Source organism: Desulfobulbus rhabdoformis, from assembly GCF_016919065.1.
Lineage (GTDB): Bacteria > Desulfobacterota > Desulfobulbia > Desulfobulbales > Desulfobulbaceae > Desulfobulbus > Desulfobulbus rhabdoformis.
Window position 1 is genome coordinate 49559 of the sequence record NZ_JAFFQA010000007.1, and the last position, 16655, is coordinate 66213.

Sequence of the window (16655 nt, forward strand, 5' to 3'; positions counted from 1 at the left end):
ATGCAGCGAATTACCCGTCCGATTCCCTTTTGGAAAATGAGTGGAGCGGGCAACGATTTCATCGTCATTGACCATCGCCAGCCTCTGATTCTCCCCGAGATGATGCCTGAGTTTGCCCGCCGGGTCTGCCGCAGACAGTTTTCTGTGGGAGCGGATGGGCTTTTTTTGCTTGAGCCTTCTGAGCGGGCGGATTTTAAATGGCGTTTTTTTAATGCGGATGGGTCGGAAGCTGAAATGTGCGGTAACGGTGCTCGTTGTGTGGCCCGATTTGCCTATCTCAACGGTATGGCAGCTGCTCGTATGCATTTTGAGACCCTGGCGGGAATCGTGGAAGCCGCGGTAGCCGATACCCAGGTGACCATCGGCATGACCGCACCGCATTCCTTTTGTTTGGACCGTCAGGTCGAGGTGGCCGGTGAACTTTTTATGGTGCATAGCGTGGACACCGGGGTGCCGCATGCGGTTATTTTTGTCGATGATGTTGAGGCCACGGATGTTGTCAGTTTAGGACGTCAACTCAGGCATCACCCAATGTTTGCCCCTGCGGGGACAAATGTAAATTTTGTCGGGCAGCAAGGGAATGATTTTTTTATTCGAACCTACGAACGTGGGGTTGAAAACGAAACCATGGCCTGTGGAACCGGAGTGGTCGCAGCAGCCCTGATCGCAGCAACAAAAAACATGACCACCTCACCGGTGGAGCTCGTGACTTCCGGAGCCACCACACTCACGGTGCAGTTTACTGGCTTGAAAGATGGGAGCGTGGATCAGGTTGTGTTAAAAGGGCCTGCATCCTTGATTTATAAGGGTGAACTGAGTCCGGAAGCATTATTGTAAAATCTGAATTCGTGCCAGCCGGTGCTCACGGATTCAGGGCAAAAGGTACGCAGGCGTGTAAGCTAACGTTTTCATATAATTGAGAATTACCGGCTGGAGTGGTTGCCGCGCTGGGGGAAATCTCCAGTTGCTGGAGAAAGATACATGACAGGAGAGGAAAGATGGAGCGATTTGAGGGAGCGATAACCGCATTGGTCACCCCCATGCAAGATGGCCGCGTTGATGAGCAGGGGCTGGTAGATCTGATTGAATTTCAGATTGCAAGCGGTATTCATGGCATCGTGCCCTGTGGAACCACCGGTGAATCGGCAACCTTAAGTTTTAAGGAGCATAAACGGGTCATTGAGCTGACGGTGCAGACTGTGAACGGCAGGATTCCTGTTATCGCCGGGACCGGGGCCAATAACACCCTGGAAGCCATTGAGTTGACCGAGTCGGCCAAGGAGTCCGGTGCCGATGCGGTTCTCTCCGTTGTCCCCTATTACAACAAACCAAGCCAGGAAGGATTATACCAGCATTTTGCCGCGATCCTTGAGGCGGTCGATGTCCCCATGATTCTGTACAACGTTCCCGGCCGGACGGTCACCAACATGTTGCCGGCAACGGTTGCCCGCCTGGCTGCGCACCCCAACGTGATCGGCATCAAAGAGGCCAGTGGTAATCTTAGTCAGATCTCTGAGATCATCAAGCTTTGTCCACAGGATTTTATCGTGCTCTCCGGTGATGACTTTACCGCCATGCCCACGGCAATGATCGGTGGCAGAGGCGTTATCTCGGTTGTTTCTAATCTTGAGCCGGCGAAAACAGCACAAATGATGGAAGCTGCCATGGTGGGCGATGCGGCCAAGGCCAAGGCGCTCCATTATGAGCTTTTTGACCTCATGGGCGCCATGTTCTGCTACCCGAGCCCGGCCCCCGCCAAAAAAGGGTTGGAGCTGATGGGGAAAATCGGTTCCAGCGAGGTGCGTCTGCCCATGACCGCAATCGATGCCGCCGGTGAGGCTCGATTGACTCGTGATATGAAGGATTGTGGATTGCTCTAATTTTAGCTGAGGTTGAAGAAGATGACCAACGTAATTGTAGCCGGTGCAGCCGGAAGAATGGGGCAGCGGATTATTCACATGGTCCTGAACCATCCGGAACTGACCCTTTCTGGTGCTTTTGAACGCCCTGGCAGCTCGGCTTTGGGAAAGGATGCCGGAGCCATCAGTGGGCTTGGAGAGACGGGCGTCACCATCAGTGAAGGCATCGAATCGGTCATCGATGGGGCGGATGTCCTCATTGATTTTACCTTCCATGAGGCAACGGTAGGCTTTGCCCAGATCGCCGCTCAGCACGGTGTGGCTATGGTTATTGGAACAACCGGGCTCAGTGGTGATGAACTGAGCACGATCAAAGGCCTTGCAGAGGAGAGTTTTCCCTGCGTCCAATCACCCAATATGGCTGTCGGCGTGAATGTACTCTTTAAGCTGGTGGAAAAGGCCGCTGCCATTCTCGGTGATGCCTATGATGTTGAGATCGTTGAAGCACATCATCGTATGAAAAAAGATGCCCCCTCAGGGACTGCACTGAAACTTGGCCAGATGGCTGCAAGCGCCCTTGGTCGAGACCTGGAGCAGTGCGGGATCATGGAGCGAAACGGTATTATCGGGGAGCGCACTGATAAAGAGATCGGGATTCAGACCATTCGCGGTGGCGATATCGTGGGAGAGCATACCGTCTATTTTGCAGGAGCTGGTGAGCGTGTTGAAATCACTCACCGGGCGACCAGCCGGGATAACTTTGCCCGTGGCGCGGCACTTGCCGCTGCCTGGATCGGTAAACAGCCCAAGGGCATGTATACCATGTTTGATGTGCTGGATCTGGCCAACTTCTAACCAACTTTTTCCGGGAAAGAGATTGAGTAGAGCGACGCGATGAGCCGGCAGCACCAGGCGGTGATCGGCTTAGGGGCAAATCTGGGCAACACGGGACAGACCTTGCAACGCGCCTGGCAGGCGCTGGCCGAGTGTTCTGAGGTGCGTTGCAAGCATTTGTCCGCCCCGTATCGAAGTCAGCCGGTAGGCATGGAGAGCACAAACTGGTTTCTCAATGCAGTGGGCATTGTGACAACCACGCTTTCCCCCCTTGGTTTACTTGAAGTCCTCCAGAGGGTGGAGCATCAGTTTGGTCGTCGCCGTGATTTGGACATGAGTGGCTATAAGGACCGCCCCCTTGATCTTGATCTGCTTCTCTATGAAGATTGCATCCTCAATACGGCGTACTTGACACTCCCACATCCACAAATGGCCAGACGACGGTTTGTGCTTGCCCCTCTTCTGGAACTCGCGGGCGAGATCAGAATCTCGCCTTTTGACTCTCTTCTGTCGGATTGGACAAAAGCCCACCTGCCCAAGGTCGCCAACCAGCAGGTTGTTGCGTCCACCTGGTAGTCAAGGAAGGCCACTTGTCGGGTTTTCACGGATGTAACTGCAATACGGTTAGACATTTGGTTACTCAGAGCTATAATACACATGCTGAAGAGAGTCTAACCAGGCAAAGCTAGGAAGAAAGCACCTATTATGACACCACTTCGCCTGTTAATCCTGGCCATACTTTTTTATATTGGTTGGCGTATGCTCCGTCGGAGTCTGAGCAACAACTCTCAGCAATCTGTTCCACCGGAGCCGCCACCTGAAGAAGATCCTCAGGACGTGCTGGTCGAGGATCCTGTCTGCCACGTCCTGATCCCCAAACACCAGGCGCTACGACTGCGTCAGGATGGAAAAACCTACTATTTCTGCAGCGAACGCTGCTGTGATCAATTTGCTGAACAAAGCCAACAAGGAGAGCAATGAAGTTTTTTATCGATACAGCCAACATTGATGAGATTAAAAATGCCCTGGCCCTGGGCATGGTCGATGGAGTGACCACCAACCCGTCTCTTGTGGCCAAAGAGCCCCGGCCTTTTCTGGACATCCTCAAAGAGATCTGCTCCCTGGTTGAGGGACCGGTCAGCGCCGAGGTCATCAGCCTGGATGCCGAAGGCATGGTTGCCGAGGCTCGCGAACTGGTGCAGATCGCGGATAATATCGTGATCAAGATTCCCATGATTGAGGAAGGCTTGAAAGCTGTGAAAATTTTGAGTGCCGAAGGTATCAAAACCAATGTTACTCTGATCTTTTCCAGCGCACAGGCACTTCTGGCAGCCAAGGCCGGTGCCACCTATGTGAGCCCCTTTGTTGGCCGCCTGGACGATATTTCCATTAACGGTTTGGATTTAATTGCCGATATAATGTCAATACTGCGTAACTACGGGTATGCCACTGAGGTTATTGTTGCCTCGGTTCGCAGCCCAATGCATGTGGTTGAGTCAGCGCTTCTTGGTGCTGATATCGCCACCATCCCCTACAAAGTTATTGCCCAGCTGGCCAAACATCCGCTGACCGATATCGGTATGCAGCAGTTCCTGGCAGACTGGGAAAAACGACAAAAGTAAGGTCGAGAACACGAGCATGCTTCGTACCTTCAGGGTACATACCTGAAGGTACGAGCATGGCCGTGAATACAATCGTCTCCACTCTGGCCCACTTCCGCATCGAAGAGAGTGCCCATGCGTCCACGCCCTAGCCTGATAGTTTTTCTCCTTCTGGTACTCGTACTCCCTGGAGCAGCTGGTGCGGCGATGTATGCCTATGTTGATGCCCGTGGCATTTGCCACTATACCAACGTTCCTGGCACCGGGCGCTACAAGCTGAGTAAGCGGCCTCCCCGACGGGTTAGCTCCCCGGAAGATCAGCTTATTCGCACCATCACCCGTCACTCCCGTTCTGCTTTGGCCCCCGCCAAGCTGGCTCGTCATGCCTCTCGCCCTCTGCACTTCCGTTCCTCCAGGCGGAACGTAGGCTCCGGGCCCCACGCTCTCAATCGCTACATTCAATTGGCCGCGCGCGAACACAAGCTCGATCCCTTGCTGATTAAGGCGGTGATTAAAGCCGAATCAAACTTTAACCCTCAGGCCATTTCCCCCAAAGGGGCCCAGGGATTGATGCAGCTCATGCCCGGAACCGCAAGGGATTTGAAGGTCAGAGATCCTTTTGATCCAGCGCAGAATATCAACGGTGGCGCCAAGTATTTACGCTACCTGCTTGACAACTTTGATCAAAATGTGGAATTAACTTTAGCAGCCTACAATGCAGGTCCAGGAAGGGTGGCTCCACATAACGTCATTCCCAATATCCCTGAAACCAAGAACTATGTGGCAAAGGTTCTAGAGAATTACCGTTCCTACAAGCGAAAAAGTCGTCCTCGAGCTGCCAAAAATATCAATGTCCGCAAAATGGTAACCGTCAATTGAAGCGTCGTTCCAAAATTTTTAATGTCCCCAATCTGATCACAGGCAGTCGGTTCATTCTCTCCGGTTGCCTGATGTTGCTTTTACTCCTCGAGCAAACCACCGGCGTAGCCTTTGTCGCCTGGCTGGTCTTCTCTATCGCCGCAGGCTCAGACTGGATTGATGGCTACTATGCACGCAAGTATAAAGAGGTGACCGTGCTGGGTAAGCTGATGGATCCCCTGGCCGATAAGGTTCTGGTAACCACGGCTCTGATCATGCTCATCCCCACCGACAGATTACCCGCCTGGATCGCGCTGATTATTCTCTGCCGGGAAATCGTTGTCACCGGGTTGCGTGGTGTCGCCTCCTCTTCCGGGGTTGTCGTCGCAGCCAGTAAACTGGGCAAATGGAAGTCCATCATTCAGTACATTGCGCTCGGTACCCTGATCTTTCCCCTGGGACTGTTGCCGATTCCCCATCTGCATCAGATCGGACTGGCCATTCTCTATGTTGCTCTGGTGATGACTGTTTGGTCTGGGGCTGATTATTTTTATAAGTTACGCCGTATCTTTCTTGAAGACGCAGAGTAAAACCAGCACCCTGTGCAAGGGTACCGGCTATTCCTCGGACGACGAGAATATGATCAGTCCTCTTCCTTCATAAGAGTGTTCCCTGAATTCGTGATAGCGGCTAATTAAAGGCCGATTTCCGCTGCCCTGAGTTCGCCAAATTCCTTGTTGCGTTTCATAAACATTGCCGTGTAGGAACACTGAGGGACCACCTTTTTCTCCTGTTTCCGTGCATCCTCAAGCGCAAAGCGAGTCAGCAGAGCGGCTAGGTCTTTTCCTCGGAGTTCAGGTGGGACATAGGTGCGGGTGAAGACGAGCACGTTGTTGTCTTGCTCTTTATATTCAAGGATGGCAACCTTCCCCTCAACCGCCAGCTCAAAGCGTTGCATCAGTTCATTTTTAACCGGTTGCATGGTCATCTTTCTCCTCCTTCATTTCAGAGTTGTATTGTATTTCCCGTCTTGGCAAGATTACCTGCAATGGGAGTGCTCTCCTGTTGGAGATATGCATTATTTTGTCTGCCTTCAAGCACATCAAGATAGAAACGTTGTTTTTCCCCTGCTGGTCATCCCGGGCAGCGGCATCCTCTGCAGAATTTGGGCAATGCAGAGAGTCGACTATCATTCGTTCCTGAATCTGTGAGCACTCCTCTCGTTATCCATGGTCCTCTTTGAAAAATACAAAACAAAACAGCGGCTGACTCGACTTTTGAAGCGTATACTACGTCGTGGTGAGCTTGTGTATTTTCCCGGCAACCGGGTGGACCTGCTGCCTCATGGGGGAAATTTTTTCCCGGCCCTGCTTGCAGCCATTGAAATGGCTCGGACCTGCATCTGCATAGAGTTTTATAGCATAAAAGCCGATACAACCGGAATGCTCTTGGCGACGGCTTTGAAGAAGGCCTGCCGTCGGGGAGTCGGCATTGTTCTCATCTATGATGCCCTGGGATCATTTGAGACCCCGGACGCCTATTGGAATGACCTGCGAGAGCATGGTGTGGAATGTCTCCCTTTTAACCCTCCCTCTCTTACCAGACTTCGGTTGCTGGATATTCGTGACCATCGCAAACTGGTTGTGATTGATGGCCAGACAGCCTTTGTCGGCGGCCTCAATGTGGGGGATGAGTATTCTGGGTTTGGCGAAAACTATACCCGTTGGCGTGATGTGGGGATGCGTTTGGACGGCCCCGCAGCTCAAGAGTTGCAGCGAGTCTTTGAGGGAACCTGGAAGCGGCTTGATGGCAGTTTCAGGAATTTTCCGCAGCAATCGGAGGGGGAGCCGCAGGGAGAGGCGGATGTGGTTATTGTCAATGGACGTCCCCATATGAACAGGCCTCGGATTCGCAATGCCTTCCGTCTTGCCATGTCTGGGGCAGAGGCAAAAATCCAGATCATGACGCCATATTTTGTCCCTGGTCCGCGAGTTGTACGCTCGCTCTTGCGGGCGGTTCGACGTGGCGTGCGTGTCCAGATCATACTTCCCTCCATCAGCGATGTTCCTGTGGTGAAGATTGTCGGGCGGGCCTACTTGAAGCCTCTTTTTGCTGCTGGTGTGCAGATTTATGAACGACAGGGGACCATCCTCCACGCCAAGGTGATGGCTGTGGATACAAGCTGGGTAACCCTGGGATCGGCCAATCTGGATGCCCGCAGCTTTCACCGAAATTTTGAGATCAATGTCATCGTGGCCAGTCAGCCCTTTGGCCAGCAGGTGGATACACTTTTTCATGAGGAGTTGGAGAAATCCCAACGAATCGACCCGCTTGTCTATGAACGTCGAGGCTGGTTTGAGCGCTTCTGTGAATGGCTGCTTTCCCCCCTGGGACGCTATCTCTAACCTAAATCACGAATTCAGGGGTAACCGTGACGGTGGGTGGGAGCTCACGAATACAAGGTGATAAATATCTGCTGCCGGGGGATGGAGCCAGGCACTACTTGCTTTTCAGGGGAGCCGATGGTATCCATCAGCACCATTTTTCAATTTGTAGGGTGTCTTGAATAATTAGATTTTTCAATCAAGGCCAAGGATTGCGCAAAATTTTACCGCAGGCATATATGTGATATTCCGAGGATAAAATTTTAAGCGTGACGCAGGGATTGGAAGAAAAAGCAATTATTCAAGATTCCCTATAGATTTGATTGTTAGTAAAAAAATAACTCGTGCGCGGGTATTGCTGGTTTTTGGGCCGCGTATTTTTTTTATATTTGAACATGTATAATGAGCCTTATGAGCGGATATAGCATCGGCATTGATACAGGCGGCACCTACACCGATGCCGTCCTTATGGAAAGTGCAACGGGCAAGGTCATTGCCTGGCATAAAGAACGGACCACCCACCATGACCTCAGTGTCGGCGTGGGCCAGGCCCTGGCAGGGCTTTTAAAGCAATCTGTGCAGCCCAGTGAAGTTTCCCGGCTTTCGGTCTCCACCACCCTGGCAACCAACGCGGTGGTTGAGGGGCGTGGAGCCCGTGTCGGTCTCTTTGTTCTTGGCTATGTGCGCCATTTCAAATTACCGGTTGTGGCCAATATCTTTGTCAAAGGCGGCCATACCATCACCGGCGATGAAGATGAACCCCTGGATATCGAGACCCTGATTGACACCATTCCCGGTCTCGCCAAAGAAGTCGACAGTTATGCCGTCTGTGGGGCCATGTCCATTAAAAACCCCGCCCATGAGCTGGTGACCCAGGAGGCGATCAAGATGATAGACGGGGGTAAGCCAGTCTTCTGCTCCCACCTGGTCTCTGAGCATCCCGGTATGCTGGAACGCTCGGCGACTGCCTGTCTGCACGCCAAGCTCATGCCCCTTATGGTGGATTTCCTGGCCTCCATTCAGCGTTCTATGCTCGGTGTCGGTCTGGAGTGCCCGGTGACGATTATCTGCGGGAATGGTCAAGGGGAACCGCTTGATACCATCGCTGATCAGGCAGCAGTGACCATGGCCAGTGGTCCGGCGGCCACGGCACGCTTTGGTGCCGGAGACAGTGTCAGTACAGCGCTGGTGGTTGATGTCGGGGGCACGACCACCGATGTCTGTCTACTTAAAGATGGTGAGCCATTGCTCAATAAAGAGGGCTGTGTCATCGGCCAGTGGCGGACTCATGTGGAGGCGGTCGATATGTACACCGCAGGTGCCGGTGGTGACAGCCATCTCATCTGCGTTGACGGGCATCCTGAGCTGAAAAAAACGCGGGTCCAGCCTCTGGCGATGACACTTGACCTCCCGGATCCTGCCACCTGGCTACAGCTTGGCCTTGACGAACAGCTGGTGGTTCCGGTGCCTGGACTTGACCCGGATATCGTTGTCGCTGATCCGATTTTGCGTTTCCTGGCCGAAAACGGTCCCTGCTCTCCCAGTCTCATTGGTGAAAAAACCAGTGTCGGCGGTATTGTGCTTGAAAAGCGACTGGAGCGCTTGATGTTTCTCCAACAACTGGTGCTGGTCGGTTTTACACCCACCGATGCCCTGCATGCTCTGGGGCACATTGATATCGGGAATAAAGAGGCCAGTCGGGCCGGTGCTGCAGTGCTTGCAAAGACCCTGGGGATAAGCGTGGAGGAGTTCTGCCAGCAGGTGATCGAAGTAACCGAGGATGCCATTGAAACCATCTTGCTGAAATATCTGGGGCGGACGGTCTGGCAGGGGGATCAAAGCACACCGTTTCTTAACCGGCGTGACAATGAGCTGTTCTCGGTCAAATTTGCGTTGAAGGTCCCCTTGATAGGTATTGGTGCCGCTGCCCGTAGTTTTCTGCCGGGGATCGCCAAACGGCTGGGAACCACCGTGCAGTTTCCCGAGTATTGCGAGGTGGGCAATGCCATTGGGGCAGCACTTATCGGAGAAAACAAGACCAACTGATAGGATTGGAAACAGGGGAGCAAGAATTTTTGTAACCAACCTGGGGGCAAGCGTCGAAAGCTCCCTATCTTCGACCAGTAAGCGATTGCGAGGTGACGGGATGCTAGGCATCGGCCTGTGCAGCGTACACCGTACGTAAACAGGCCAATAACACCGCAGATTCGGTGCCCCGTGATCGCTTACGAGTTTTTCCTTTACATCAGCCGGACATTGGTTATTCTTTTTGAGAAATACTCTCAAAAGTACCTGGAGCCTGTCCAATGGAGTTTCTTCTCAGCCAGTTTGACATCTACCTCCAATCCTCGCTGATTGTCTCGGTGGTTATCGCCTTTTTGGGCGGAATTTTGGCCAGTCTGACCCCCTGCGTCTATCCGATGATTCCTATAACCGCTGGTGTTATAGGTCATGCCAATGTTGGCGGATCCCGCTGGCGAGGGTTTGGTTTATCCTTCACCTATGTGGTGGGAATGGCCCTGACCTACGCTGCCTTGGGCGTCTTTGCTGCGGCTACCGGGCGATTCTTCGGGGCTATCAACTCCAGCCCCTGGACCTTTCTTGTGGTGGGGAATGTTATCTTGCTCTTTGGCCTGGGGATGCTGGATGTGTTCGCACTGCCAACCTTCGCGGCACGTATCGGGGCAAAACGGTTGGGGTTGGGGGGGATTTTTCTGGCAGGTATTTCTTCTGCTCTGGTTGCAGGGCCCTGCACAACACCGGTATTGGGGACCCTGCTTGCCTATACCGCTTCAACGCACAACAGCCTCCTTGCAGGAGGCCTGCTGCTGTTTGCCTTTTCCCTGGGTATGGGAGCGCTGCTCCTTGGCGTAGGCACCTTTTCAAGTATACTGACCTCCATTCCCCGTTCCGGCGCCTGGATGGTCAAAATTAAGAAAGGGATGGGCTTGTTGATGATTGGGCTGGCGGAATACTTTTTTGTGCAGGCAGGAAAGCTCTTCTTTTAATCCTGCATCAGGTCATCGTTACCACAGACACAGTTACGTACTGGGAAACCACAGAATAAAAGAGTCAAAACAGTTATGAAACGATCCCCACTCAAGGCCTTGCTCCTGATCTTTTGCTTTCTTTTCCTTCCTTCCTCTCTCTGGGCTGTGCAGGAGGGGCAACAGCTAATTCCCTTTCAAGGGACTGACCTCAACGGAAATCCGATCGATCTGACACAGAGTATTGGCGCCAAACCGGTGATGCTGGTCTTCTGGGCTTCCTGGTGCCCCAGTTGCCGGGCTGAGGTACCAAAAATCAACAGCCAGGTGGAAAAATACAAAAGCCAGGGGCTGGAGGTTGTTGGGGTCAATGTGGGCTACAACGATTCAGTGGAGAAGGCTCGAAAGTTTGCCCAGAAGAACAAGATGGCCTATCCCTCGTATTTTGATACCAATGGTCAGGTGACTGCCAAATACAACCTCATCGGTGTGCCCACCATTGTCCTGGCGGACAAACATGGAGTGGTCCGTTTTCGCAATTTCATGACCCCGGATATCAGTCAGGAGAATTTCGCGAGGTTGAGCGCGGAGTAATCCTGGGAGAAACGAGGGAAAAGAAAATACGACATGGTCTCGCCCCTATTTTTTATGGTTCATCAGCAGGATCGATAATCGGGTAAGCCTCTTGTACCTCAGGCGGGATGGTAATGGGGCGGCCCGTCTTCAGATCACAGAAGATGAAAAGCGTTTCCGCCTTCGCCAGGACAACCCCGTCTTCTGGACGAATGAACTTGTACTTTCTCAGAGACCGGATTTTCTGAAAATGAGCCACCCAGGTAAGCACTTCGATGGTTTGACCTGCATAGGCTGAGTGGTAGTACTCAATACTGTGTGAGCGAATAATCCAGGTCTTGCCCAGGCTCAAAAAGCGTTCCGTGGCCCAACCCAGGCTTGCTGAATGGTTCATGGCCGCATCCTGCATCCACTGCACATACTGAACATTGTTCACATGACCATTGACATCAATGGCCGATTCCGGAACGACCAGTGTGGTTGTACCAAACCCTTTCATTTTGAACTGAGCGTGAGGTTGGCCAGGTTGCGACCTGTTGCAGCCTGGAGTCGTTGTCTCTGCAGTTGATAGGAGACCAGGGCCTGGGCATAACGACCGTGGGTCGCTGTGAGATCCCGCTGTGCCTCATTCAGCCGAACCAGCGAGGCCTCGCCTGCCTCATATTCGTTTTTTGCCAGATCTCTGTTTTCCTGAACCAGTTTCACGGTTTCCCGCTGGAGGCGTACCTGCTCTTCTGCGGCCTGCAGAAGGGCCAGATCCTGCCTGATTTCCGCTGCAACCGAGTTGCGCAGTCCCGCCAGGGTATAGATCGCCTCCCGTTTGGCCTGCTCGGTCTCTATCATGCGTGCCTTATCCGCTCCACCGGCGTAGAGGTTCCAGCTCATATTGATCCCCAGGGTATGACCAAAATCATTGCTGTCAAGCCCGCTATCTCCTTCACGTTCACCTTCCAGGGCTCCGGCTATCTGCACCTTCGGATACAGCGGAGCCTTGGCCATCCCTTGCGCCGCATCCGCCTGCTTAACCATTGCCTCGAGTTGACGAATATCAGGGCGCTGGGCGAGTGCCTCGGTGATCAGTGTGCTGACTTCTTCGGTGTTGCTTTTAATGGGGCATTGCTTATCCAGCGATTGCAGGCGCAGCTGAGAGGGAAGGGCGGCATCGTCAATTCCCATAAGGGCTGCCAGTCCGTACCCTGCGGCCTCAAATTCACGTTGAGCACCGATCAGGGAGGTTTTGGCCGAGTTGACCTGTACCTTGATGTTGAGCACATCGCCCCAGGGCCCAGCCCCAACATCAAATCGGTTTTGCGCATCTTCAAGCTGTCGCAGATAAAAGGTCTTATCGGCCTGGGCAATATCTATTTTGGTCTGGGCCAGCTGCGCGTTGAGAAAGGCCTCGGCCACGGAGTTGATCAGCAGCCGCTGACTGTCCGCCATGGCAGCTCGATTGGAGTTTTCATCGAAGCTTGCCTGCTTTTCTCTGAAGTTCCGGTAAAAACCATCAAAGAGGACCCAGGTCGCCTGCAGACCGGCACTGTAATTTTCCAGGTTCTGATCGGTAGAGGCGGTTGGGCCCAAGCGCTGGGAGAGAAGTTGGTTATAGGCATGTTGATTATTGGAGAGCCGTTGACGAGCCGCACCTGCGCTGAGGTCCAAACTGGGCCACCAGGCAGCTGTTGCCTGGCGTACACGGGCCCTGGCTTGTTCGATTCGAGTCCGGGCCGCAGCCATGTTGGGATTTTTGCTGAGGGCAACCTCTTGGGCCGTGCGCATTGTTAGAATGGTTAGCTGGGAAAGGTCCGGTGACCGAGGCTCTACCTGGGCAAAACCGAGGTGTATGGACAAACAGGTACTGACAAAAAAAAGGGTCAGAATGATGCGATGCATGATTGCCTCCAGGGGGGCCTTATTGCTGTTGTAACTGCTTGATAATTTGTTCTACATCTTCAGGGCGGTCAACACCAAATCCAGTATAGTTCGTCATGACTACATGAATGTTTATTCCCGCTTCCAGAAGCCGAAGCTGTTCAAGTTTTTCGATATCTTCAAGTGGACTCGGAGGGAGTAAGGTAAAGGCTTTCAACACTGAAAAACGGTACGCATAGATACCGATGTGCAGATAATAGTCTGTTTGCGAATGTTCCTCGTCACGAATATACGGTACTTTTGATCGGGAAAAGTAGAGGGCATGCCCACGATTCGAGCGGACGACCTTGACCCGATCGGGATTTTCAGCCTCTTGAGCGTCAATGACTCGGGCAAGGGTCGTGACCTGTGTAGAGGCATCATCAAAGGGAGCTACCAGTTCTGTGAGCATCGAAGGGTCAAGTGCGGGTTCATCACCCTGTATATTCACAATAACCGCTTCATCGTCCAGTTTGAGTTGTTCCGCCGCCTCTTTGATTCTATCGGATCCGCTATGGTGGTCAACGGAAGTCATGACAACAGGAACATTGAGCTTTGTCGCTGCATCGAAGATGCGCTGGTCATCTGTTGCCAGCCAGACCTGTTGTAATTTGCTGCAACTGATTGCCCGTTCGTAGACGCGGTAAAACATGGGTTTACCAAGAATATCCACAAGCGGTTTTCCCGGGAACCGATGCGATTGATAGCGGGCCGGAATGATGCCGTAACAGACGGGTGAACTCATGCGTGCATTCTCTTTGTTGTACTTGAAAGTATTGATAGAATTTCTTTACAGACTACGTTTGTTCCCCCCTGGCGTGGGTGGAGATAGTCACGGACCAGAGCAAGTGTTGCATCGCGAGAACTTGGCCTCTTGAGAGCTGAAAGCAATACCCGGCTCAGTTCAACCTCATCGCTCACCTCTCTCACCAATCCACTCTTCACTATATCGCGGCCAACCCAGGAAAAATTATCCCAATGAGGCCCAATGATTGTTGGTACCCCAAAAGCCAGTGGTTCAAGAAAATTTTGTCCCCCCTGGGAAACAAGAGAACCTCCGACAAAGGCGGCATCGGCATATTGATAGGTCTCTGCCAGTTCACCAAAGGTATCCCAGACAAGAACCGAGCATGGAGGAGCAGGTGTTTTGGTTGTTGAGCGTTTTTGCGCAGAGATCCCTTGCTGTGCAAGTGATGCAACCCAGTCATCGGCCCATTCAATATGCTTGGGAAATAAACCGATAACAATATCTTTGCGTTCCTGCAGGATAGCATAAATGGTCGCAAGAATTTTTGCTTTTTCTTTTTGGCGAATGGAGCCCAGCACAATAAAAGGGCTAGGTTCTGCGAGCAGAGGGTGGTGTGTGGGGGCAGTTGAAGACAGTTCTTTGGGATGAATACGATCAAATTTCAGGTTGTTGAGCGTGGTAACGCGCTCTGGGCCAAGCAGATAGGCAAAACGTGAGCGGTCCTCTTCGGATATAGCCAATACGCGTTTGGGACCATACTGCATGAAAAAAGTGCGAAAAAGTCGGTAGCTCCTGAAGCTTTTTTCTGACATGCGGCCATTTATGAGAAGTACTGGAACCTGGGCCTGTTGGGCGGCCATGAAATAGCCTGGCCAGAGTTCAGTTTCTACGATCACTGCGAGCTGCGGGCGGGTGGCGGCAAAGGCTCTGGCCATTGTAGCTGGGGCATCAAGGGGAAAATATCTGATTGTGAGCTGAAGAGCGGATTGAGTAGTACTGTCGAGTTGTCCCCAGACCTTGTGGAGGCTATCAATTCCCTGCTTTGTTCCTGCGGTTGCCAGGATGGAGAGTGGAGTATCGGCTTTGGTGGCCTTGGCTAACTGGGTCAGTACCATACCACTGAGCATAGATTCGCCACCGGAGGCGGACTGAATCCAGATATCGACCGGACCGGGAAGTGGTTTTGTTAGTGTCCGTTCCTCCCAGCCAAGAGTCATACGTGGACTCTTGTGGAGAAGCGGGCGTACGCAGGCCCAAAGAAGAGTATAAAAAATCGATAAAGGATTGGCCATATAAACAGGAAGAGACAGGTTTTTCCTTGGTAAGTGAATACTATTTACAAAACCTAGCCTGTCGTGGAAATCTTTACAACAACAAAAAAAGGGAGGAAAACCAATCGGTTCACCTCCCCCCAGTTACTTATCGCGTTGAGGCGATTTTAATAGAGATTGAGTTTTTTCAGCACCGAAACCGACACAAAGAAGGAAACGGCGAGAACCGCTACCCAGGAAACACAGAGAACGATACTCATGATACTCATAGCTTGTACCTCATCTAAGTTTGGCCACCTGGAGAGGAGAGCTCTCCAGATGTGGTCAACAGGATAAAGGGTGTCTTGAATAATTAGATTTTTCAATCAAGGTCAAGGATTGTGAAAAATTTTACCACAGGCATATAGTTGATATTCCGAGGATAAAATTTTGAGCATGACGCAGAGATTGGCAGAAAAAACAATTATTCAAAATTCCCTAAAATTAATACGCAGCCCGATCGCCAGTATCCTCAATTTTAATTTTGGTCCGGTTCATTGACCACCAGACGTAGGCGATATAGGCCAGAACAAAGGGGATCCCCAGGGCGACATAGGTCATGACCTTCAGCGTGTAGGGGCTGGAGGAGGCGTTGTAAATGGTCAGGCTGGACTGCAGATCCACCTTGGACGGATAAAAGGCCGTGTTGTTATAGGCGGGCAGCAGCAAGACGCAAAGGCCAATGAAAACGGTGCCCAGGCCACCAAACCAGATGCCTTTGGTTGTGGTTGTTTTTGCAGTATTCCAGGCGCCATAAATAACCAGAGCCAGGCCAGCAAGCAGCAGGAGGAGCAGCCAGGGATTTGCCAGCAGGTTAAAAAAGTATTTAAAGCTGACCACCTCAATGGCGCCCTGATCGTTGATGCCGTAGCCGCGCATGAACAACAGCGAACCAACTATGATCAGACAGAAGGGCAGGGAGAGAATCAGGTTCTGCAAACAGGCCTTGCGCAGGCGGGGCTCCATATCCGGAACCTCACCCAACTCGATATTGTTGATCAGATACATCGATCCCAGGGTGCGGGCATTAAAGACCAGAAACAGCCCCATGGCGATATTGAAAATAGATGAGAGTGAGAGGCTGAGAGCTGCTTCCAGGCCACGGAAGGGATGGGTCCAGGTGACGAAGTTGTTGCCATCGAGTTGAAAGTTGGAGCCGGTGAAAAAGGTACCAACCGCTGCACCGATAAGGAGAATGCCCACCACACCATTAATGAAAAGGAAGCCCTCGTAGACCAGGCTGCCCAGAATATTCCAAGGTTTGCGGCGAAACTCGTAGCTCACCGCCTGGATAATAAAGGTAAAGAGGATCGCGATCCACACCCAGTAGGCGCCACCAAAGGAGGTGGAGTAGAATTTGGGAAAGGAGGCAAACAGCGCTCCACCAAAGAGAACCAGAGTGGTAAAGGTCAGCTCCCATTTGCGGCCAAGCGAGTTAATCACCAGATCTTTTTCCGTCTGGGTTTTGGCCACCTGCCAGAGGAGGCTCTGCCCTCCCTGGACAAAGTTAAGAAAGAGAAACAGCGACCCGACCACGGAACAGAGCAGCCACCAGAGGTGCTGCAGGGTTACATAATCCAGATTTTCAATCAT

18 protein-coding genes are annotated in these 16655 nt (G+C 52.3%); 12 read left to right on the plus strand and 6 right to left on the minus strand.

Annotation, left to right across the window (positions count from 1 at the left end):
* From dapF to pgsA, 8 genes are all read left to right on the plus strand, one after another.
* Complete coding sequence (gene dapF, locus JWJ90_RS05235; protein ID WP_205226148.1) at positions 1 to 837, plus strand: diaminopimelate epimerase; 837 nt, start codon at positions 1 to 3, stop codon at positions 835 to 837.
* A gap of 161 nt (positions 838 to 998) precedes the next feature.
* Positions 999 to 1880, plus strand: coding sequence for a 4-hydroxy-tetrahydrodipicolinate synthase (gene dapA, locus JWJ90_RS05240; RefSeq protein WP_205226149.1), 882 nt, complete (start codon positions 999 to 1001; stop codon positions 1878 to 1880).
* 21 nt (positions 1881 to 1901) lie between these two features.
* A complete protein-coding gene (dapB, locus tag JWJ90_RS05245) occupies positions 1902 to 2714 on the plus strand; it encodes a 4-hydroxy-tetrahydrodipicolinate reductase (RefSeq protein ID WP_205226150.1) in 813 nt (270 codons plus the stop codon).
* A gap of 39 nt (positions 2715 to 2753) precedes the next feature.
* Positions 2754 to 3269: a 2-amino-4-hydroxy-6-hydroxymethyldihydropteridine diphosphokinase gene (folK, locus tag JWJ90_RS05250; protein WP_205226151.1), complete on the plus strand. Its 516-nt coding sequence runs from the start codon at positions 2754 to 2756 to the stop codon at positions 3267 to 3269.
* A 129-nt stretch (positions 3270 to 3398) separates the two neighbouring features.
* Positions 3399 to 3674, plus strand: coding sequence for a YHS domain-containing protein (locus tag JWJ90_RS05255; protein WP_205226152.1), 276 nt, complete (start codon positions 3399 to 3401; stop codon positions 3672 to 3674).
* Complete coding sequence (gene fsa / locus JWJ90_RS05260) at positions 3671 to 4315, plus strand: fructose-6-phosphate aldolase (protein WP_205226153.1); 645 nt, start codon at positions 3671 to 3673, stop codon at positions 4313 to 4315. Before JWJ90_RS05255 ends, fsa begins: the two co-directional genes overlap by 4 nt.
* A 114-nt stretch (positions 4316 to 4429) precedes the next feature.
* The gene (locus JWJ90_RS05265) at positions 4430 to 5173 is read left to right on the plus strand and encodes a lytic transglycosylase domain-containing protein (protein ID WP_205226154.1); all 744 of its coding nucleotides are present in this window, start codon (positions 4430 to 4432) and stop codon (positions 5171 to 5173) included.
* Positions 5170 to 5742, plus strand: a complete 573-nt coding sequence (gene pgsA / locus JWJ90_RS05270; RefSeq protein ID WP_205226155.1) for a CDP-diacylglycerol--glycerol-3-phosphate 3-phosphatidyltransferase — start codon at positions 5170 to 5172, stop codon at positions 5740 to 5742. The genes JWJ90_RS05265 and pgsA overlap by 4 nt, the downstream gene beginning before the upstream one ends.
* Positions 5743 to 5846: 104 nt before the next feature.
* On the opposite strand, the gene JWJ90_RS05275 is transcribed toward pgsA, so the two are convergent.
* Complete coding sequence (locus JWJ90_RS05275; RefSeq protein ID WP_205226156.1) at positions 5847 to 6140, minus strand: GNAT family N-acetyltransferase; 294 nt, start codon at positions 6138 to 6140, stop codon at positions 5847 to 5849.
* Between the two features lie 289 nt (positions 6141 to 6429).
* Between JWJ90_RS05275 and JWJ90_RS05280 the strand changes: the two genes are divergently transcribed.
* The 4 genes from JWJ90_RS05280 (at position 6430) to JWJ90_RS05295 (ending at position 11117) form a co-directional block, all read left to right on the plus strand.
* The gene (locus JWJ90_RS05280; RefSeq protein WP_240194761.1) at positions 6430 to 7557 is read left to right on the plus strand and encodes a phospholipase D-like domain-containing protein; all 1128 of its coding nucleotides are present in this window, start codon (positions 6430 to 6432) and stop codon (positions 7555 to 7557) included.
* Between the two features lie 390 nt (positions 7558 to 7947).
* The gene (locus tag JWJ90_RS05285; RefSeq protein ID WP_205226158.1) at positions 7948 to 9582 is read left to right on the plus strand and encodes a hydantoinase/oxoprolinase family protein; all 1635 of its coding nucleotides are present in this window, start codon (positions 7948 to 7950) and stop codon (positions 9580 to 9582) included.
* A gap of 260 nt (positions 9583 to 9842) precedes the next feature.
* Positions 9843 to 10544 carry a cytochrome c biogenesis protein CcdA gene (locus JWJ90_RS05290; protein WP_205226159.1) on the plus strand — a complete coding sequence of 234 codons (702 nt, stop codon included), beginning with the start codon at positions 9843 to 9845 and terminating at the stop codon, positions 10542 to 10544.
* Positions 10545 to 10619: 75 nt separating this feature from the next.
* On the plus strand, positions 10620 to 11117 hold the full coding sequence (locus JWJ90_RS05295) for a TlpA disulfide reductase family protein (protein ID WP_205226160.1): 498 nt from the start codon (positions 10620 to 10622) through the stop codon (positions 11115 to 11117).
* Positions 11118 to 11169: 52 nt separating this feature from the next.
* Here the strand turns inward: JWJ90_RS05295 and JWJ90_RS05300 are convergent, their stop codons facing one another.
* The 5 genes from JWJ90_RS05300 to JWJ90_RS05320 all read right to left on the minus strand — a co-directional run bounded on the left by JWJ90_RS05300 (position 11170) and on the right by JWJ90_RS05320 (position 16655).
* On the minus strand, positions 11170 to 11595 hold the full coding sequence (locus tag JWJ90_RS05300) for an acyl-CoA thioesterase (RefSeq protein WP_205226161.1): 426 nt from the start codon (positions 11593 to 11595) through the stop codon (positions 11170 to 11172).
* Complete coding sequence (locus tag JWJ90_RS05305) at positions 11592 to 12986, minus strand: TolC family protein (protein WP_205226162.1); 1395 nt, start codon at positions 12984 to 12986, stop codon at positions 11592 to 11594. The genes JWJ90_RS05300 and JWJ90_RS05305 overlap by 4 nt, the downstream gene beginning before the upstream one ends.
* Positions 12987 to 13005: 19 nt before the next feature.
* Positions 13006 to 13749, minus strand: a complete 744-nt coding sequence (gene kdsB, locus JWJ90_RS05310; RefSeq protein WP_205226163.1) for a 3-deoxy-manno-octulosonate cytidylyltransferase — start codon at positions 13747 to 13749, stop codon at positions 13006 to 13008.
* Positions 13746 to 14969, minus strand: coding sequence for a 3-deoxy-D-manno-octulosonic acid transferase (locus tag JWJ90_RS05315; RefSeq protein ID WP_205226164.1), 1224 nt, complete (start codon positions 14967 to 14969; stop codon positions 13746 to 13748). The genes kdsB and JWJ90_RS05315 overlap by 4 nt, the downstream gene beginning before the upstream one ends.
* A gap of 537 nt (positions 14970 to 15506) precedes the next feature.
* Positions 15507 to 16655: a cytochrome d ubiquinol oxidase subunit II gene (locus tag JWJ90_RS05320; RefSeq protein WP_205226165.1), complete on the minus strand. Its 1149-nt coding sequence runs from the start codon at positions 16653 to 16655 to the stop codon at positions 15507 to 15509.

Excerpts from the sequence above, each read along its gene's own strand:
- dapF (WP_205226148.1), top strand. The coding sequence starts at position 1 with ATGCAGCGAATTACCCGTCCGATTCCCTTTTGGAAAATGAGTGGAGCG.
- folK (WP_205226151.1), top strand. The coding sequence starts at position 2,754 with ATGAGCCGGCAGCACCAGGCGGTGATCGGCTTAGGGGCAAATCTGGGC.
- JWJ90_RS05290 (WP_205226159.1), top strand. The coding sequence starts at position 9,843 with ATGGAGTTTCTTCTCAGCCAGTTTGACATCTACCTCCAATCCTCGCTG.
- JWJ90_RS05275 (WP_205226156.1), bottom strand. The coding sequence starts at position 6,140 with ATGACCATGCAACCGGTTAAAAATGAACTGATGCAACGCTTTGAGCTG.
- fsa (WP_205226153.1), top strand. The coding sequence starts at position 3,671 with ATGAAGTTTTTTATCGATACAGCCAACATTGATGAGATTAAAAATGCC.
- JWJ90_RS05320 (WP_205226165.1), bottom strand. The coding sequence starts at position 16,655 with ATGATTGAAAATCTGGATTATGTAACCCTGCAGCACCTCTGGTGGCTG.
- JWJ90_RS05295 (WP_205226160.1), top strand. The coding sequence starts at position 10,620 with ATGAAACGATCCCCACTCAAGGCCTTGCTCCTGATCTTTTGCTTTCTT.
- dapB (WP_205226150.1), top strand. The coding sequence starts at position 1,902 with ATGACCAACGTAATTGTAGCCGGTGCAGCCGGAAGAATGGGGCAGCGG.
- JWJ90_RS05285 (WP_205226158.1), top strand. The coding sequence starts at position 7,948 with ATGAGCGGATATAGCATCGGCATTGATACAGGCGGCACCTACACCGAT.
- JWJ90_RS05305 (WP_205226162.1), bottom strand. The coding sequence starts at position 12,986 with ATGCATCGCATCATTCTGACCCTTTTTTTTGTCAGTACCTGTTTGTCC.
- JWJ90_RS05300 (WP_205226161.1), bottom strand. The coding sequence starts at position 11,595 with ATGAAAGGGTTTGGTACAACCACACTGGTCGTTCCGGAATCGGCCATT.
- dapA (WP_205226149.1), top strand. The coding sequence starts at position 999 with ATGGAGCGATTTGAGGGAGCGATAACCGCATTGGTCACCCCCATGCAA.
- JWJ90_RS05255 (WP_205226152.1), top strand. The coding sequence starts at position 3,399 with ATGACACCACTTCGCCTGTTAATCCTGGCCATACTTTTTTATATTGGT.
- kdsB (WP_205226163.1), bottom strand. The coding sequence starts at position 13,749 with ATGAGTTCACCCGTCTGTTACGGCATCATTCCGGCCCGCTATCAATCG.
- JWJ90_RS05315 (WP_205226164.1), bottom strand. The coding sequence starts at position 14,969 with ATGACTCTTGGCTGGGAGGAACGGACACTAACAAAACCACTTCCCGGT.
- JWJ90_RS05265 (WP_205226154.1), top strand. The coding sequence starts at position 4,430 with ATGCGTCCACGCCCTAGCCTGATAGTTTTTCTCCTTCTGGTACTCGTA.